The following is a 17054-nucleotide window of genomic DNA, read 5'->3' as shown; positions in this document are numbered from 1 at the left end:
GGCGCTAGTAGAGGAGGGTTGTCAGGCGGCGGCGGGCTGCGACCACGCGGGGGTCTTCCGCGCCGGCGATCAGGAAGTAGTCGAGCAGGCGCGTGCGCACAGCATCCTTACCCTCCGGATCCAGCGTCGGGAACAGCGTGAGGAGACGGTCGAACGCGTCGTCCAGGTGGCCGCCGGAGACATCCAGGTCAGCCACGGCAAGCTGGGCGGCAAGCTCCTGGGGCGCGTTCCCCGCAGCGGTGCGGATGTCTGCCGCGCTGACCCCCTGAAGCCGGTGCAACAGCGATACCTGGGCCAGCCCGGCCCTGGCGAGATCATCGCGCGGGTCCTGGGCGATGGCCTTCTCGTACGAGGCGATTGCCGACGGGTAGTCACCGCGGGCGATGGCGTCGTAAGCCTCCTGGTGCAGCGGCGGCAGCGGTTCCTCCACCGGCTCCGCGTTCGCCTCAGCGGGTTCAGCCTCGTCGGGTACCACCGTCCCGGTCACGCCGTTCTGGGCCGCCACCTCGAGCACCTGGTCGAAGACCTGGCGCGCCTGGTCATCCGGCACCTGCCCCTGGAAAAGCGGGACCGGACGCCCGCCGACGACGGCCGCAACCGTCGGCGCCGCGGTGACGTTGAATGCCTGCTGCAGCTGGGGGTTCGCCTGAGCGTCCACCGTCGCCAGCATCAGCCGTCCGCCGAACTGCGCGACCAGCTTCGGAAGGGAGGTTCCCGGCTCCCCCGCATAGAACTCGACGATCACCGGCACGGTGTTCGACAGTTCCAGGATGCCGGTGAAGTTCGCGTCCGTCGCGTCGACCACCAGGGACGGTACCTTCAGGGGGCCGGCAGAGTCGGCCGCAGCCCCGGGAGCCGAACCCGCGGAGTGCTGGCCGGTGCTCGGTGGGCGGACCAGCGAGGAGAGGTCAACCGCTCCCCGAAGGTTGGACGCAGAAATATCGGACACTACAACTCCTTTGCGGCTACGAGGTTCTCGCTGAAGCCCAGCAAGACGATCTGGTCGCTGCTGGCCGCCGGCGGGACGTAGAACAACAATTGATAAGCGTACGTGGCCGACACACCATTGGTGGTCTTGGTGACACCGGAAAGAGCCGCCGTCGCCTTTTCCGGGCTGAGGATGGAGCCGGCCTCCTTCGGCTTGGCCGTCTCCAATTCCGAGATGCTGACCGTCACGATGGCGCCAGAGTTCAGCGAGGCCATCGCAATCGGCTGGCCAACGCCCTCGGTCGTTGAATATTCGAGGGTCGTCGTCGACAGGGCTTCCGCCCGCGCAGCCTTGGCTTCAGCGCCAACCCCAGGGAGCAGCGCGTCACCCTCGTAGTCGAACAGTTCGTAGTACTCGCTCTTCGGGCCCAGCATCATGACGTCGGCATACGCGGTCGCCAACTGCCCCGGCGGCAACCTCAACATCTTGTTGGCCGGGTCCTGGCGCACTGCCCCGACAGTCGCAGCCGCGAGGTCGGGGAGAACGGCGTTGGCTTCCAGGACGACCGCGTACGCGACCTTGTACGGTTCGCGCGGGGTCTCCTGCACCAGCATGAGCGCGGTGGGGATGACGGCAGGCTCCACCGGTTCGGCGGGAGTCTCTTCCGCCGGCGCCTCCTCGACTGGCGCATCGGTCGCCGTCGGGGCCTCAGGCTCGGCGGCCTTCTGGATGACGGTGAACACGGTGCGCGGCCAGACATCCGACTGCTGCGGAAGGGTCAACTCGACGGGTCCGGCCGGAATCGCCGGCGGCGGCTCGATCGAGTTGTCGACGGTCCTGATCGCGTAGTTCGCTTCGCGCAACTGCAACGCAGCGCCGGTGAACCGGGTCTTAGCCAGCTCGGGGTCGCGGTCGGTATCCGCCTGGGCTGCAACAGTGGAGATGCGCTCGACGATGCCTTCCAGCTGCGACACGGTGACGGCGGGTGTCTGCAAGAGCTCGTCCGTGGACATCGCCGTAGCGCTGGGAGTCGGCACGTTCTCGACTGTGCGACCGGTGATGAAGTCGGGCAGGTCTTCCACCGAGCATCCGCTCAGGACGATCGCGCTGACCAGCACAACCGGCAGTGCGACCGTCATCCTGCCAGCGGAACGCCTGCCGCGCGGATTCTCGATCGCCTTCGGCTTGCCTCGCACGGCCTTGGTGGCCTTGCGGTAGTTGTAGCGGGGCTTGCTCGGCAGCTTCGGTTGCGACGGAGGCTTGGGCGACTTACGCCGCGGACCCCTGGTCTTGCGGAGGTGCGCGAGGGCCCACAGGTAGAGCCCGAGGCCGAGGAGGAGGAACAGCACTCCCCCGATGAGCAACGGACCGGACCACGGGGCGCGATTGTCGACAGCCCAGGTGACCGCCAGTTCGGACGGGGCAGGCTCCACGCCGTCGGTCATGACGATGACTGACACGTCCTGGGGCACGTTCACCGTGAACTCGAGGGAGCCCTCGCTGGTGTACTCGCCAATCCAGAGGTCTGACCCTTCCGGCGCGATCGCCTCATCGGTCGAACCCTTCACCAATTCGCTGGTGAGCTGGCTTGTTTCGCTGTCGTAGGTGACGTGGTTGTACGACGTGTCGCCCGCCCATGCCACGAGGTCGCCGCTGCGCCCATAGGCCGCGAAGACCTTGTCATCGAACGAGTCGCCGATCTCGAGCTTCTGGCGACCGTCCCTCGCGTTCAGGGCGGACCCGTCGATGATCGTGATCGGGGCAGCTTCCTTGACCGTCACTTCGGATGTGGCGCGGTCGGGCTCCGCGAAGACCGTGCGCTGGGCGATGCCAAGACCGATCAAGCCGAAGGCGATGACAAAGCTCACAATGGCCGCAACAAACCTCAAGTAGTTACTCCTCTCGTGTTGCCTGGCCGGGTCGAATAGTTGGTAAGCGGTGGACGACCGCAAGCGGCATCTACCCGCCTGAGGGCGGGAACATGCAGTGCGGATCGTTCATTGACCCGTAATGGCAACAGACAAGACGCTCCAGATTACCCGAGCACCCTGAAAGCTGCCTAACAGCGGCCTGAACGCGACCGGCGGATGCCCACCGTTGCAGGCATCCGACTTCTGTTCGGGCAGCGCCTTGACGCTAAACTCGGATAGCTCGGGCTGAAACCAGCTCGCACAGGGCTCGCCAGGCCGACAACTCACGAGGAGACCATCGTGCCCAATGACGACGAAGCGTTCAGTACCGTCATGCGCGGGTACAACCGCGAAGAAGTAGACAGCGCCGTCCAGGACCTCCGGCGCGAGGTCATCAAGGCGAACACCGATAAGGCGGATGCCGCCAAGGAGATCAAGCGGCTGACCGCCACTGTCGCCGACCTGCAGTCTGAGATCGAGGAGACCGGGAGCCCGACCTACAGCGGCCTCGGAACAAAACTCGAGAACACCCTGCGGGTCGCCGAGGAGCAGTCCACCAGGCTCATCAGCCAGGCCGACATCGATGCGGAGAAGCTGCGCAGCACCGTGCAGGCCGAAGTCACTGCACTGCGTGAAGGGGCCGCTGCGCACGCCGAGAAGGTGGTCGCCGAGGCGACCGCGAAAGCCGAAGCTGCGCTGACTGCGGCGCAGGAGGAGGCTGCTGAACTGCTGGCGAGCGCGAACGCCCAAGCGGAACTGACCACCCAGGACGCCCTGCGTGAAACGGCCGCCATCCGGGGCGCCGTCGCGACGGAAGCAGCAGAGACGCGGTCGACAGCGAAGCGTGAAGTGGCCGCCCAGCGCGCCGAAGCCGATCGCGAGGTGTCGGAACTGCGGGCGGTCGTCGGCAGGGAGGTCGCCGAGGCGCGGGAGCAGGCTGCCGTGCTGGCGAGGGACACCGAGAGGGCCAGGGCCGAGTTCGAGTCGGAGAACGAGAAGCAGCGAGGTGACCTGGCGCGCGACATCGAGCAGCAGCGCGGCGACCTCGCCCGCGATGTGGAGCAGCAGCGAGGTGACCTCATCCGAGACGCCGAGAAGCAGCGCGCGGACCTCGCCCGGGAGGTCGAGACCACCCGTACCGAGCTCACTCGCGAGGTGGAGACCACCCGCGCCGAGCTTGCCCACACCGTCGAAACCACCAAGGCGGAGCTTGAGCGGGAGGTTACCGAGACACGATCGTCGCTCGAACGGGAGACCAGCGAAGCCCGCGCCAAGCTCGAGCTCGACACTGCCAGGGAACGCGCGTTCCTGAAGCTGGAGACGGATGAGGCCAGGGCGGCCGTGGCGCTGGAGACGGACGAAGCCCACGCGGCGCTCAAGCGGGAGACCGACGACGCACGCGCAGCGCTCAAGGCGGAAATGGACGAGGCGAGGGCGAAGCTCAAGCGGGAGACCACGGCTGCACACGCGAAACTGGCGCAGGAGTCTGCTGCGCGCCAGGCCAAGCTGGAGCAGGATACCGCCAAGGCGCACACGGCGCTCGAGCAGGAGACTGCCGAGGTCCGTACCGCCCTGGAACAGGACACGACCGCCACCCGCGAGGCGCTGGAGGCGGAAGCAGCGGCCACCCGCGCCGAACTCGAGAAGGAGATCTCCGAGGCGAGGGCCAGCCTGGCCCACGACGTGGGGCAGCAGCGGGCCAGCCTCGCGCACGACATCGATGAGCAGCGCACCAGCCTCGCCCACGACATCGACGAACAGCGCACCAGCCTCGCCCACGACATCGACGAACAGCGCACCACTCTGGCCGCCGACATCGAACGGCAGCGAGCGGAACTAGCGAACGAGCAGGAGACAGTTCGGGCCGCGCTCGCCTTCGAGGCCGACGAAGCCCGCAGCACGGTGGCACGCGAGGTCGAGCAGTCCCGCATCGACCTGGACGTCGAACTGAAGTCCCGGCGCGATGAGGCCGAAAAGGAGTTCCTCGCCAAGCAGCAGGAGGCGGTCTCCCAGACGCAGGCCTACCTCGACGAGGCACAGTCCCAACTGGCGGAGGCCATTCGTCGCGCAAGCGAGAAGCGCAAGGAGGCCGAAACCCTCGAAACGTCGTCCAAACGCGAGGCCAAGGCTCTTCGTGCGGATGCCGACGCCACCGCAACCGAAGTGCTCTCGAATGCGGAGAAGCGGGCGAAAGCGATCGTCAAGGATGCCGAAAAGCGATCCGCGAAGCTCGTGTCGGATGCCGAGGAACGCCTGGCGAAAATTAGGATCGAACGCGAGGCGGTCGCCGCATACTTCGAGAACCTTCGCGGTGTCCTGAGCGAAGCCGAGAAGATCAGCACCGGCGCAGCCGACGCCTAGCCTGCGCAGCCGCGCAGGTTCGGTGCCGGAACGCACGATCGATACTGGAACACAGCATTGACGGGAACATTGGGGCACAGATGAAGATTCAGAACGCGTTCCGGTTCGGCCTTTTCGGCGGCCTCGGCGTGCTGGTGGCGATCGGTATCGGCACAGCCGTCGGCAACCTGGCGACGATCCTCACCTACATCGGTGCCGCGCTGTTCCTCGCTCTCGGCCTCGACCCGCTGGTCACGTGGCTGGAGAGCAAGCGTTTCCCGCGCTGGCTCGCCATCCTCACCGTCCTGGTCGGGGTGATCGGCGTCTTCACCGGCCTGGTCTTCGCATTGGTCCCGGTGATCGTCGAACAGGTCGAGAAACTCGTCGCGCAGGTGCAGGAGATCATCAAACTGTCGCAGGAGGAGCTCGAAGAGCGGATCCAGGAGGTCTTCCCGTTCCTGGATGTCAACCTGGTGTTCGCCGAGTTCGACAAGTTCGTGCAGAACCTCGACGTCTTCAGCATCGGCGGCGGTGTGCTCCAGGCCGGAATCGGCGTGGCCACCGCGGCCTTCGGGGCGATCATCGTGCTCATCCTCACCCTCTACTTCACTTCGTCGCTGAACAGTATGAAGCGGGGCATGTACCAGCTGGTGCCGGCCTCCAAGCGGGAGAGGTTCGTCGACATCTCAGAACAGGTGACCACTTCGGTCGGTCGTTATGTCGTCGGCCAGGGTTCGCTCGCCCTTATCAACGGTGTGCTGAGCTTCATCTTCCTGTCGATCATCGGCGCGGAGTACTCAGTTCTCCTGGCCTTCATCGCGTTCCTGTTCGGCCTGGTGCCCCTGGTCGGAACGCTGACCGGATCGACGATCATCGTGCTCATGGTGCTGCTGTTCAACGGCTGGCCGACGGTGCTCTTCGCGGCGATCTACTACCTCGTCTACATGCAGGTCGAGGCATACCTGATCAACCCCCGCATCATGAACCGCGCCGTGCGAGTGCCAGGCGTGCTCGTCGTCATCGCCGCTCTGGCCGGCGGCACGCTGCTCGGCGTGCTCGGCGCCCTGGTTGCCATCCCGGTGGCCGCGTCGATCCTGATCATCGTGCGCCAGGTCATCATTCCCCGGCAGAACGAGCTTTAGGCGGGCCAGGAGGTCGGCAACGGCAGGACTGCGGGGTTCAGCCGCTCCACGATCTCGGTGAGAACGCGGCGGGTCTGCTGCTCCCCCACCCACAGGTGCCTGCCGTCGTCCACGGCGACGAACTCGACCTCCGGTACGGCAGCGAAGCGCTTTCGTGCCTCCTCCGGCCGCAGGTAGTCGTCCAGTTCGGGGATCACCGTCACGAGGCGCTTGCCGCTGCCCGCCCAGGCTGCGACATCAGCATCCGTCGCCCGATGCAGCGGAGGCGATAAGAGGACAGCGCCCACGATCGGATGCTGCAGACCGTAGCGTAGCGCGACCTCGGTACCGAACGACCAGCCGACCAACCACGGATTGGGCAGCCCGCGCTCGGCGACCAGCTGCATCGCCGCGCGCAGGTCGTGTTGCTCATCGATTCCGTCACCGAACGAACCGTCAGAGGTTCCTCGAGGTGAGGTCACACCACGGAAGTTGAACCGGAGCACCGCAACATCGGCGAGGGCCGGGAGCCTGGCCGCCGCCTTCCGCAGGATGTGGGAGTCCATGAACCCGCCGGCGGTGGGCAGCGGATGCAGCGCCACCATGGTGGCGACCGGTTCGTGGCCCTCCGGCAGCGCCAGCTCTCCGACCAGGGTCAACCCGTCACTGGTCTGCAGTTCGATGTTCTCCCGGATGGCCGGGAGTTCGATGCCGGCCCGGATCTCGACCGGGCTCGACGACGCGTCTTCGGTGGTCACAGTGCTCCTAGTAGATCTTCCAGCAGTGAGTGTGCCAGTGGCGGCGGGCGGCAAGATCGTCGGATTCGCCCATCAGGCCATCCGCCCGCCAGGTCACGACGTGAGCCGTTCCGACGGCGACCTGCGTTCCGCAGCCCGGGCAGGTGTACGGTTTCGCGGCCGATGGTGCGGCGACCGGCTGTACGTTCCACAGGCCGTCGCGCTTGGACTCCGTGTGCCGCCCGCCGAAGAGTGCGCGACCGAGGTCGAGTGGCGCGTCATCCGCGTGGCGGTCGAACGCGTCACGCTTGCGACGCGGATGATTCGACCTGGGCATGTATCGAGCTTAGCCGCGGCGGCAAGAGGGATCCGGTCAGTACCAGCCCTTGGCCTGGCTGGCGCTCCAGGCGCCACAGGGAGTGCCGTAGCGGCCCTGGATGTAGCCGAGGCCCCAGGTGATCTGGGTGGCGGGGTTGGTCGCCCAATCGGCTCCGGCCGTCGCCATCTTCGATCCAGGCAGCGACTGCGGGATGCCGTACGCCCCGCTTGACTTGTTGTGGGCGTACACGTTCCAGCCCGATTCCTTCTGCCACAGGGCGACCAGGCAGTCGTACTCGCCCTGACCCCACCCACGTGCGGTCACCATGTCGAAGGCGATCGCCTTCGCGGTGCCGGGATCGGGGGCGCCCGCTGCCGGCGCACTTCGACCGACGGGTGCAACGGGTTTGGGCGGCGCCGGCTTTGTGATGGAGTAACCCTCGCGGAGGATGGTCGAACTGTGGTCGCCCGCCACCGCGAGAGCCTGTGCGGGCCGGGCATCCGCTGCCGCTTCGGCCTCAGCGTGAGCGGTCTCGGCGAGCGCCGGCTCTTTGCCCGTCGGTGCGATGGCGAACACCAGCATGACGGCGGCGGCGATGGTGAAAGCGAAAGTACGCAGCACGAACGAACGGCGCTCGTCCCGCACCGCGGCGCCCACCCCCGACAAAACTAACGATGCCTGAGGAGGCTCATTGGTCTGATGCCTACCCACAGTGACAAAACCCTAGCCCACCTTCCTGCGAGAAAACAGGCAAGGTCAGCGAACGGCCAGCATCACGTCGATGACACTGTCGAGGAGAAGGTCGACCTGAGCCTCCCGGTAACCGCCGCGCTGGGGTCGGAAAGCCGCTGTGCGGACATCCGTCGTCTCCAGCGGCGCGCCAGAGACCAGGTGGGCCAGGATACGATCCGCCAGCGCATCGACATCCTTGCGGCGGTACCCGTTCACCATGAACCCGGCGCGAGCGAAGCGGTGCCGTTTCGGGCGTGACAGCCGGTTCACGATCTCCTGGGCGATCACGCGCGTCTCTCGATACCAGCCGTCCTCCCCCGCAGCCTGAATGGCCTGCTCCCGCTCGCGGGTGGCGAAGGCGTCTTCGAGTCGTTCCAGCGCAGCATCGACGTGAGTCGTCGAGTACCCGCCCCGACGCATGGAGAACGCGGTGGTCCGGATGTTATCGGCGCTCACCACGGAGTTTTCGGCAACCGTCGACGAGTAAGCACGGCGGGCCTCCTCGAGGAAGTCTTCGACTTCATCGATGTCGTAGCCACGCTTGCGGGTCTTGGGAAAGGTCGAGCTCACCGCTCTATTGTGCCCTACGTGAACAGGATGAAGAGCACATAGGCGCCCGCGGCACTCGGCAGGATCGAGTCGAGCCGGTCGAGGAAACCACCGTGGCCCGGCAACCAGGTGCTGATGTCCTTGATGCCGAGATCTCGTTTGATCAGCGACTCCGTGAGGTCACCCAGTGTGCCGGTGAACACCATGGTGATGCCGAAGATCAGCCCAACCCACCACGGCTGGTCGATCATGAACAGGGCGAGCAGCACTCCGGCGATGATCGCGACAACCACGGAACCGGCGAAACCCTCCCAGGTCTTCTTCGGGCTGATGCGGGGCGCCATCTTGTGCTTGCCGAGCAGGAGGCCGCTGGCGTAGGCACCCGTGTCGATCGAGATGATGGTGAGCAGGAAGGCCAACGTCCACCATTCGCCGCCCTCCTGGGCCGTGAGCAGCACGGCGAAACTGGCGAGGAACGGCACGTAGGTGTAGACGAAGGCGCCGGCCGCGACATCCGCCAGCAGCGTCTTGCCGTTCACCCGGTGACTGGGGCGGGCCTGCTCGGCGATGCGCCACAACGTGATCAGGGCGATACCGGACAGGGCGCTGAGCCACTGCCCGTCCACCCCGAGGTAGAACGCCGCCGGAACGGTGGCGAGTGCCGCAATCACGACGGGAATGCGCGGCACATTGTGCCCGGCGAACCGGAGGGCACTGGCCAGCTCGAACGCGGTGAACGCGATCAGCGCGCCGGCGAACAGCATGAACAGCTCTTTGACGACGATCAGGCTGAACAGCATGGCGAAACCGAGCGCCAGGCCGATCACGATCGCGGCGATCAGGTTGCGGCCGGTGCGCGCCTCGATCTTCTCGTTGGTCGCGTCGATCTGGGCGCGGGTGGCCTCGAATTGCGCCTTGATCTCCTCCGCGGTAGCGTGCGCGAACTCCTCGAACTCTGCGCGTTTCGATTTGCGTCGCAGTAACCAGGACCGTCGTGCGGACTTCTCGCGAGGTTCAGTCATCTAGACCTCGAGAAGCTCGGCTTCCTTCTTCTTCAGCGCGTCGTCCACAGCGTCGATGTGGGTCTTGGTCGCTGCTTCGAGTTCTTTCTCGGCGCGCGCGACCTCGTCGTCGCCAACGTCAGCCTTGAGTGCGTCCAGGTCGTCCTTGGCCCGGCGGCGGATGTTGCGGATCGAGACGCGGGAGTCCTCCGCCTTGGCCTTCACCACCTTCACATATTCCTTGCGACGGTCGGCCGTCAGCTCCGGCAGGATCGCCCGGATGGTGTTGCCGTCGTTGCCGACGCTCGCCCCGATGTGCTGAGCGCCGGCGATAGCCTTCTCGATGTCTTTCAGCGCGGCCTTGTCGTAAGGCGTGATCAGCAGTTGCCGTGCCTCGGGGTTGGTCATCGACGCGAGTTGCCCGAGCGGCGTCGGAGTTCCGTAATAGTCGACGAGGATCTTCTGGAACAAGGCCGGGTTCGCCCGACCGGTTCGCACGTTTGCGAAGTCATCTTTCGCGGCCTCGAGGGACTTGCCCATCTTCTCTTTGGCATCCGCCAGCACGTCACTAATCACGTACAACTCCTTCGCGTCGAGAACGAGTTTACTGGTTAACCGCCAGCGAGCATGGCGACGCCGGCAAGCACGACCGCCGCGCCGATGAGCCTTTGCACCGGGTGCGGCTCCCGGAAGAGCAACCAGCCGGCGAGTCCGACCAGCACCACGCTGACTTCCCGCGCCGGAGCTACCAGCGAGACCGGGGCGAGCTGGATGGCGAGGAGGATCAGAATGTAGCCGAGCGGGGCCAGGATGCCGACGGTCAGCACCAGGGCCCAGTGACCTGTCGCAACCTCCCGCACCCTGGTGCGCTCCCGAAGTCCGAGGGGTGACATGAGCAGGAACTGGAAGACGACGCTCCCCCAGTAGACACCGACGACCGGCATCCCGCCGATGGTGACCGCCGCGCTGTCCCAGAGCGTGTAGACGGCGATGATGACCCCGATCACCAGCCCGAAGGCGACGCCCGCCCGATTGTCGGCTGCGCGCGAACGGCCTCCGGCGAAACCGACCGTGATCACCCCGGCAATGACGACTGCCGCGCCCGCCAGGGCGAGGGCGCTGGGTCGTTCGGCGAAGAGCAGCATTGCGAAGATGACGGAGAGCAGCGGACCGGTCCCCCGTGCCAGCGGATACACCACCGAGACGTCACCGGCCCGATAGCCGGTCTGGAGCAGCAGGAAGTAGACGACCTGCAGGGCGCCGCTGACCGACGCGAAGCCCAGCCAGTGCCACAGGTTCGCACCAGAGTCGATAAGCGACCACACGCCGAACGGCAGGTACACGATCGCACCGACCAGGAACGCCAGCCAGAGGAACATCGCACCGGTGGCGCCGGCCTTCTTGATCGCCAGATTCCAGGCGGCGTGCACCACCGCGGCGAGGGCGATCAGGCCCAGGACGAGCGGGGTCATCCTTCAGCCGAAGCCCAGGATGGGCTAGTTGGAGACAAGCGTGCCGATGTTCTCACCACGGATGGCCTTGGCGACGTTCCCGGCCGGCGTCATGCCGAAGACCACCATGGGCATCCCGTTGTCCATGCACAGGCTGAACGCTGTCGAGTCGACCACCTTCAACCCCTGCACCAGGGCCTCCTGGTAGGTCACCTTCTCCAGCTTGGAGGCGTCGGAGTTCTTGTTCGGGTCGTCGTCGTAGACCCCGTCGACACCGTTCTTGGCGACCAGCACGACATCCGCGAAAATTTCCAGCGCCCGCTGGGCAGCGACCGTGTCGGTGGAGAAGTAGGGCAGGCCGGCACCGGCGCCGAAGATGACCACCCGGCCCTTCTCCAGGTGACGCTCCGCACGCCGTGGGATGTAAGGCTCGGCCACCTGGGTCATCGAGATGGCGGACTGCACGCGGGTTGCCGCGCCGGCCTGCTCGAGGAAGTCCTGCAGGGCGAGGGCGTTCATCACGGTGCCCAGCATGCCCATGTAGTCGGCTCGGCCACGGTCCATCCCGCGCTGGGAGAGCTCGGCCCCGCGGAAGAAGTTTCCTCCGCCGACCACGATGGCGATCTCCACCTCGGATGCGACCGAGGCGATCTCCTTCGCGATGGAGCTGACGACATCCGGATTCACGCCAAGGGAACCGCCACCGAAGGACTCTCCTGAAAGCTTGAGAAGAACCCGTCGCTTGCTTTTCCCTGTCGTCATGTCTTCTCCCTCGATGGTGTTCTTACAGATTATTGCGTTGCACATGAAAAAGGGGTCCGAGTCGCATCAGCGTCTCGGACCCCTCATCACACCAGGACTAGGCGCCGACCTTGAAGCGGGCGAAGCCGCTGACAGTCAGGCCGGCATCGCTGAGCACCTTGCTGATGACCAGCTTGTTGTCGCGGGCATACTCCTGCTCGAGCAGGGCGACCTGCTTGAAGAATGCGCCAAGACGACCCTCGATGATCTTCGGAAGGGCAGCCTCAGGCTTTCCCTCGCCGCGGCTGATCTCCTCGACGATGCGACGCTCGTTGTCGACGTCTTCGGCCGGAACGTCCTCGCGGGTCAGGTAGATCGGGTCAGCGAACGAGATGTGCTGCGCGACACCGCGGGCGGTCTCCCCATCGTCACCGGCGTAGCCGAGCACAACGCCGACCTGCGCTGGCAGGTCCTTGTTGGTCTTGTGCAGGTAGATGGAGAACTTCTCCCCCGAGACGGCGGCCACGCGGCGAAGCTCGATCTTCTCGCCGAGGATGGCGGCCTCGTCGCTGACGAGGTCGGCAACCGTCTGGGCGCCTGCGGCTGCGGCCAGGGCTTCGTCCACGGAGGTCGCTCCGGCAGCAACGACCGCGTCGAGCACCTTCTCGCCGAGGGCGACGAACTTGTCGCTCTTGGCCACGAAGTCGGTCTCGCAGGCGAGCTCGATCATGGTTGCGGTGTTGCCGCTATCGCGAGCGGTGATGAGACCTTCAGAGGTGGACCGGTCGGAGCGCTTGGCGTTGCTCTTCGCACCGCGCAGGCGCAGCAGCTCGGTGGCCTTCTCCAGGTCACCGCCCGCCTCGACGAGCGCGTTCTTGGTCTCGACCATGCCAGTGCCGAGGCGCTCGCGCAGGGTCTTGAGGTCTTCCAGGCTGAAATCTGCCATGTCGGTTCCTTACTCCTTGTCTGCTGCGGCGTCAGCCTTGGCAGCAGCGGGCTTCTTCGCAGCCGGCTTCTTGACGGCGGCAGGCTTCTTCTCGGCGTCGGTGGAGGCGGCTTCGATCTTCGCCTCGGTCTCGGCGTCCGACTCCGGCTCGTGCTTCGGGGTGACGTCGCTCGACTCTGCAGCCTTCTCGGCAACAGCGGCATCCGCGTCGTTCTCCTGCGTGGTGTCGCCAACCGGCTTCTCCGCCTTGGCGGGCTCCTCGGTCTTGGCGGGCTCCTCAGCCTTGGCGGGCTCCTCAGCCGTGGCGGCTGCTTCAGCAGGCGTCTCAGCAGCAGGCGCGGCCTCGGCGGTCTGGCCGAGCAGTTCGGCCTCCCACTCGGCGAGCGGCTCGACGGCGGAGACGTTGCCCTCCTCGGTCTTCGAGTGGCGCTGAACCAGGCCCTCGGCCGCGGCATCCGCAATGATGCGGGTGAGCAGGCCGACCGAACGGATGGCGTCGTCGTTACCCGGGATCGGGTACTGAACTTCGTCCGGGTCGCAGTTGGTGTCGAGGATCGCGATGACCGGGATACCGAGCTTGCGCGCCTCGTCGATGGCGAGGTGCTCCTTCTTGGTATCGACGATCCAGATCGCGGAAGGCGTCTTGGTCAGGTTGCGGATACCACCCAGGCTCTTGTGCAGCTTGGTGAGTTCACGCTTCTTGATCAGGAGTTCCTTCTTGGTGAAACCCTTGGTGGTGTCGTCGAAGTCGAGCTCTTCGAGCTCCTTCATGCGCGAGAGGCGCTTCGACACGGTCTGGAAGTTCGTGAGGAGGCCACCGAGCCAGCGCTGGTTCACGTACGGCTGGCCGACTCGCTGAGCCTGCTCGGCGATGGCGCCCTGAGCCTGCTTCTTGGTGCCGACGAACAGGATGGTGCCGCCGTGGGCAACCGTCTCCTTGACGTAGTCGTAGGTCTTGTCGATGTAGGCGAGCGACTGCTGCAGGTCGATGATGTGGCTGCCGCTGCGCTCGGTCAGGATGAAACGCTTCATCTTCGGGTTCCAGCGGCGGGTCTGGTGTCCGAAGTGAACGCCGCTGTCGAGCAGCTGGCGGATGGTGACAACGGCCATTGCCGTCTCCTTTTCTGGCACGGCTGCCCGAGGCTCGCCGTGCTCGTTCTCAGTTGTTATCGCGGCCGGTCGGCCACTGATCCTGGTGCCCGGCCCACATCCGCAGATCACTCCCGTTTCGACGTGCGGCACGGATGATCAGACTGATTGGATGTGAGTGCCACGTCGGTGAGGACGTCATGGGCACGCGTAGTCACCCCGAATACACGGGATGCGTCGTCAATCATAGCACTGCTCCCTCCCCTCCCCGTGGCTTCCACGAACTGCACCTATCGGGGTCAACCCCGGCGGTCCCTGGTCGGCGTTCGGCACCATGGAGGGGTGTTGCTCCCTCCGCCAGGCACCGGTCCATCCCGGCTTGCTGCGCTGGTGATAGTGATCGCATCGACACTGTTCGCGGCCTCCCCCGCCGCGTCGGCGACGAGCGTTCACGCGGCGGAGGGAGCATCCGTCACCTGGGTCTGGCCGGTCAGCCCGCCGCGGATGATCGTGCGGCCTTACATTGCCCCGCCCATCCCCTACGCCGCCGGGCATCGCGGTATCGACATCGGGACCCAGGCGGATGCCCCAGCCGGCGTGTTCTCACCGGATGACGGGGTGGTGCACTTCGCCGGAGTGGTGGTTGACCGCCCGGTGCTGTCGATCCGCCACCGTGGCGGCCTGATCTCGAGCTTCGAGCCCGTGACGACGGAACTGGTGGCTGGAGCAGCCGTACTTCGCGGCCAGCAGGTCGGAGTGCTGCAGCCCGGGCACTGTTCCAGGCCCTGCCTGCACTTCGGCGTTCGCCTGCACGGGGAATACCTCTCACCGCTGGCCTACCTCGGCGGGATCCCCCACTCGGTGCTGCTGCCGACCCGGCCTCTGCGCTGACTCGCGCTGAGACCTACTCAGGGCAGGCTATTTCGAGCGAGAAAGGGCGCTCGGCCACCAGATGGTGCGGCCGATGTCGTGGCTGAGGGCTGGGACCAGCAGCGAACGCACCAGGAAGGTGTCGAGCAGCACGCCGAAGGCGACGATGAAGGAGATCTGCGCCAGGAACAGGATCGGCAGGACTCCGAGCGCCGCGAACGTCGCCGCCAGCACCAGCCCGGCCGAGGTGATCACTCCCCCGGTGGAGGACAGCCCGCGCAGGATGCCCTCTCGGGTGCCGTGCTTCAGCGACTCCTCCCGCACCCGCGTCATCAGGAAGATGTTGTAGTCGATGCCGAGCGCCACCAGGAAAACGAACCCGAACATGGGCACCGACGGGTCGGCTCCGGGGAAGTCGAAGATCCCGTTGAACACCAGCGCGGAAACTCCGAGCGCGGCGCCGAACGACAGCACGACGCTGGCGACCAGCAGCACCGGAGCGAGAACCGACCTCAGCAGCAGCATCAGGATGAGCAGGATCGCGCCCAGCACCAGTGGGATGATCAGGTTCCGGTCGTGGATCGCTGCCCCGTTGGTGTCGATGGCGACGGCGGTGACCCCGCCGACGATGGCCGCGGAGCCGCCCTCCTGGAATGACCCGCGCAGGGCGTTCACGGTGACCGCAGCATCCGCTGAGTCGCCGGCATCATCGAGTGTTGCCTGCAGCATCACCCGACCGTCGACCGTCTTAGGCTCGGGAACCGGTGTTCCGGGCGGGCCGACCGGCTGGATGCCGTCGGCGGTGACCGGTGCTGTGCCGCTGGGCGAATCATCCGACAGCACTGAGACGGATGCGACGCCGTCGGTTTCGAGGACAGTCGCCACCACCTCACCGAGCTCCGACACCGGCGCGATGATCACCGCGGGGGTACCCGACCCTCCGGGGAAATGCTCACCCAGCACCGCCTGGCCCTCCCTGGCCTGAGACTCGCCAAGCACGAACTCGCTCTGCGCGACGCCGTCCGCCTTCAGCTGGAGCATCCCGACGGAGGCGACCACCAGGATGAGGGTGCTGGCAATCCACACCACGCGCGGACGCCGGGAGACCAGACGACCGACACGGCCCCACACGCCTCTTCTGGCGGTGTGTTCCGGATGCTCGGAGCCGGGAGCCGGTGCAAACGGCCAGAACGCCACCCGCCCGGCAGCCATCAGCACAGCGGGAAGGAACGTCAGGGCAGCAAGCACCGCGAAGCCGATGCCGATGGCAGCGACCGGGCCCATCGCCTTGTTCGAGTTCAGGTCGCTGAACAGCAGGATCAGCAGGGCCGCGATGACGGTTCCACCAGACGCCAGGATCGGCTCGAATGAGCCCTTCAACGCAGCCCAGGTGGCGTCCCACCGCCGTGCATGATCGCGTAGCGCCTCCTTGTAGCGCGCCACGTATAACAGCGAGTAGTCGGTGGCGGCACCGATCACCAGGATCATCAGGATGCCCTGCGTCTGCCCGCTGAGCACCACGATCTCTGCCTTCGCCAGTTCGACGACGACGAAGATCGCGGCAGTCAGCGCGAACATGCTGGTTCCGAGCACGATCAGGGGCAACAACGGCGAACGGTAGACGACGATGAGGATCACGAGCACTGCGGCGAGTGCGACCAGCAGCAGCAGCCCATCGATTCCGCTGAAGGCGTCGACAATGTCAGCAGAGAGACCGGCTGGGCCGGTGACCAGGGCGACCAACCCCGGCTCGGAGTCAGCGGCCAGGTAGGCGCGGACCTCCTCGACGGTGTCAGCCACCTTGATGTTCGTGTCGATCGGCACGAACAGTTCGGCGGCCTGGCCGTCCTCCGAGAAGATCGGCGGCGACACACCGTCAGACAGGACACCGTGCATGGTGCCGAGGTCTTCCGCCTGACGCTCGATGCGACGCTTGTCGGCATCCGTCAATCCGGTGGAGCGCTGGTAGACGAGCACGGCCGGAACAGCGTCACTGTCGCGGAACTCCGCCTGCAGCTCCTGCACTTCGGTCGCTTCGGCACTCGACGGCAGGTGCTGGGCCTGGTCGTTGTCGGCGACCTCGTTGACCTCACTGAACGACGAGCCGCCCACGCCGGCCATCGCAAACCAGGCCAGGGCCAGCACCATCGGGATCAGGACGCGCAGCCAGCGAGGCACGCGGGTACGGCGAGGTGGGCGGGCGGTGGTTGGAGTCTCAGATGCGGTCACTATTCCGACAGTATTCACGCGGATGTCCAGCGGCGTCGTACAAAAGTTTGAATCCGCCGGAGTGGTTCGGGGGTGATGGTCCGTTCGATGG

General features: G+C 66.1%; 16 protein-coding genes. 3 read left to right on the top strand and 13 right to left on the bottom strand.

Annotation, left to right across the window (positions count from 1 at the left end; genetic code table 11):
• Positions 1 to 4 precede the first annotated feature (4 nt).
• Positions 5 to 949 (bottom strand): tetratricopeptide repeat protein, encoded by a 945-nt coding sequence (locus ACX3O0_RS01965; protein ID WP_459106615.1) that lies wholly within the window; start codon positions 947 to 949, stop codon positions 5 to 7.
• On the bottom strand, positions 949 to 2817 hold the full coding sequence (locus ACX3O0_RS01960; RefSeq protein ID WP_459106614.1) for a hypothetical protein: 1869 nt from the start codon (positions 2815 to 2817) through the stop codon (positions 949 to 951). Before ACX3O0_RS01960 ends, ACX3O0_RS01965 begins: the two co-directional genes overlap by 1 nt.
• 321 nt (positions 2818 to 3138) lie before the next feature.
• Here ACX3O0_RS01960 and ACX3O0_RS01955 point away from each other — a divergent pair, with 321 nt between their 5' ends.
• Positions 3139 to 5199: a hypothetical protein gene (locus tag ACX3O0_RS01955; protein WP_459106613.1), complete on the top strand. Its 2061-nt coding sequence runs from the start codon at positions 3139 to 3141 to the stop codon at positions 5197 to 5199.
• Between the two features lie 80 nt (positions 5200 to 5279).
• Complete coding sequence (locus tag ACX3O0_RS01950) at positions 5280 to 6320, top strand: AI-2E family transporter (RefSeq protein WP_459090486.1); 1041 nt, start codon at positions 5280 to 5282, stop codon at positions 6318 to 6320.
• On the opposite strand, the gene ACX3O0_RS01945 is transcribed toward ACX3O0_RS01950, so the two are convergent.
• The 10 genes from ACX3O0_RS01945 to rpsB all read right to left on the bottom strand — a co-directional run bounded on the left by ACX3O0_RS01945 (position 6317) and on the right by rpsB (position 13885).
• Positions 6317 to 7057 carry an alpha/beta hydrolase gene (locus tag ACX3O0_RS01945; RefSeq protein WP_459106612.1) on the bottom strand — a complete coding sequence of 247 codons (741 nt, stop codon included), beginning with the start codon at positions 7055 to 7057 and terminating at the stop codon, positions 6317 to 6319. The genes ACX3O0_RS01950 and ACX3O0_RS01945 overlap by 4 nt on opposite strands.
• A gap of 7 nt (positions 7058 to 7064) precedes the next feature.
• On the bottom strand, positions 7065 to 7373 hold the full coding sequence (locus ACX3O0_RS01940) for a hypothetical protein (protein WP_459090482.1): 309 nt from the start codon (positions 7371 to 7373) through the stop codon (positions 7065 to 7067).
• A gap of 36 nt (positions 7374 to 7409) precedes the next feature.
• The gene (locus ACX3O0_RS01935; protein WP_459090480.1) at positions 7410 to 8012 is read right to left on the bottom strand and encodes an aggregation-promoting factor C-terminal-like domain-containing protein; all 603 of its coding nucleotides are present in this window, start codon (positions 8010 to 8012) and stop codon (positions 7410 to 7412) included.
• Between the two features lie 99 nt (positions 8013 to 8111).
• Entirely contained in the window at positions 8112 to 8657 is a 546-nt protein-coding gene (locus tag ACX3O0_RS01930) for a DivIVA domain-containing protein (RefSeq protein WP_459090478.1), read from the bottom strand.
• 14 nt (positions 8658 to 8671) lie between these two features.
• The gene (locus ACX3O0_RS01925; protein WP_459090476.1) at positions 8672 to 9658 is read right to left on the bottom strand and encodes a phosphatidate cytidylyltransferase; all 987 of its coding nucleotides are present in this window, start codon (positions 9656 to 9658) and stop codon (positions 8672 to 8674) included.
• On the bottom strand, positions 9659 to 10213 hold the full coding sequence (gene frr / locus ACX3O0_RS01920) for a ribosome recycling factor (protein ID WP_459106611.1): 555 nt from the start codon (positions 10211 to 10213) through the stop codon (positions 9659 to 9661).
• 35 nt (positions 10214 to 10248) lie between these two features.
• A complete protein-coding gene (locus tag ACX3O0_RS01915) occupies positions 10249 to 11109 on the bottom strand; it encodes an EamA family transporter (protein WP_459106610.1) in 861 nt (286 codons plus the stop codon).
• Between the two features lie 24 nt (positions 11110 to 11133).
• Complete coding sequence (gene pyrH, locus ACX3O0_RS01910; protein WP_459090470.1) at positions 11134 to 11850, bottom strand: UMP kinase; 717 nt, start codon at positions 11848 to 11850, stop codon at positions 11134 to 11136.
• Between the two features lie 97 nt (positions 11851 to 11947).
• Positions 11948 to 12775 carry a translation elongation factor Ts gene (tsf, locus tag ACX3O0_RS01905; protein WP_459106609.1) on the bottom strand — a complete coding sequence of 276 codons (828 nt, stop codon included), beginning with the start codon at positions 12773 to 12775 and terminating at the stop codon, positions 11948 to 11950.
• A 9-nt stretch (positions 12776 to 12784) separates the two neighbouring features.
• Positions 12785 to 13885 carry a 30S ribosomal protein S2 gene (rpsB, locus tag ACX3O0_RS01900; protein WP_459106608.1) on the bottom strand — a complete coding sequence of 367 codons (1101 nt, stop codon included), beginning with the start codon at positions 13883 to 13885 and terminating at the stop codon, positions 12785 to 12787.
• 321 nt (positions 13886 to 14206) lie between these two features.
• On the opposite strand from rpsB, the gene ACX3O0_RS01895 reads away from it, so the two are divergent.
• Positions 14207 to 14755 (top strand): M23 family metallopeptidase, encoded by a 549-nt coding sequence (locus ACX3O0_RS01895; RefSeq protein ID WP_459106607.1) that lies wholly within the window; start codon positions 14207 to 14209, stop codon positions 14753 to 14755.
• 27 nt (positions 14756 to 14782) lie between these two features.
• Here ACX3O0_RS01895 and ACX3O0_RS01890 read toward each other — a convergent pair whose 3' ends face one another.
• Positions 14783 to 16882 carry an MMPL family transporter gene (locus tag ACX3O0_RS01890; RefSeq protein WP_459108432.1) on the bottom strand — a complete coding sequence of 700 codons (2100 nt, stop codon included), beginning with the start codon at positions 16880 to 16882 and terminating at the stop codon, positions 14783 to 14785.
• Positions 16883 to 17054: the final 172 nt, after the last annotated feature.

This window comes from Homoserinimonas sp. A447 (assembly GCF_054489325.1).
Note: the sequence above shows the minus strand (reverse complement) of the source record. Positions and strands in the feature narration are given on the sequence as shown.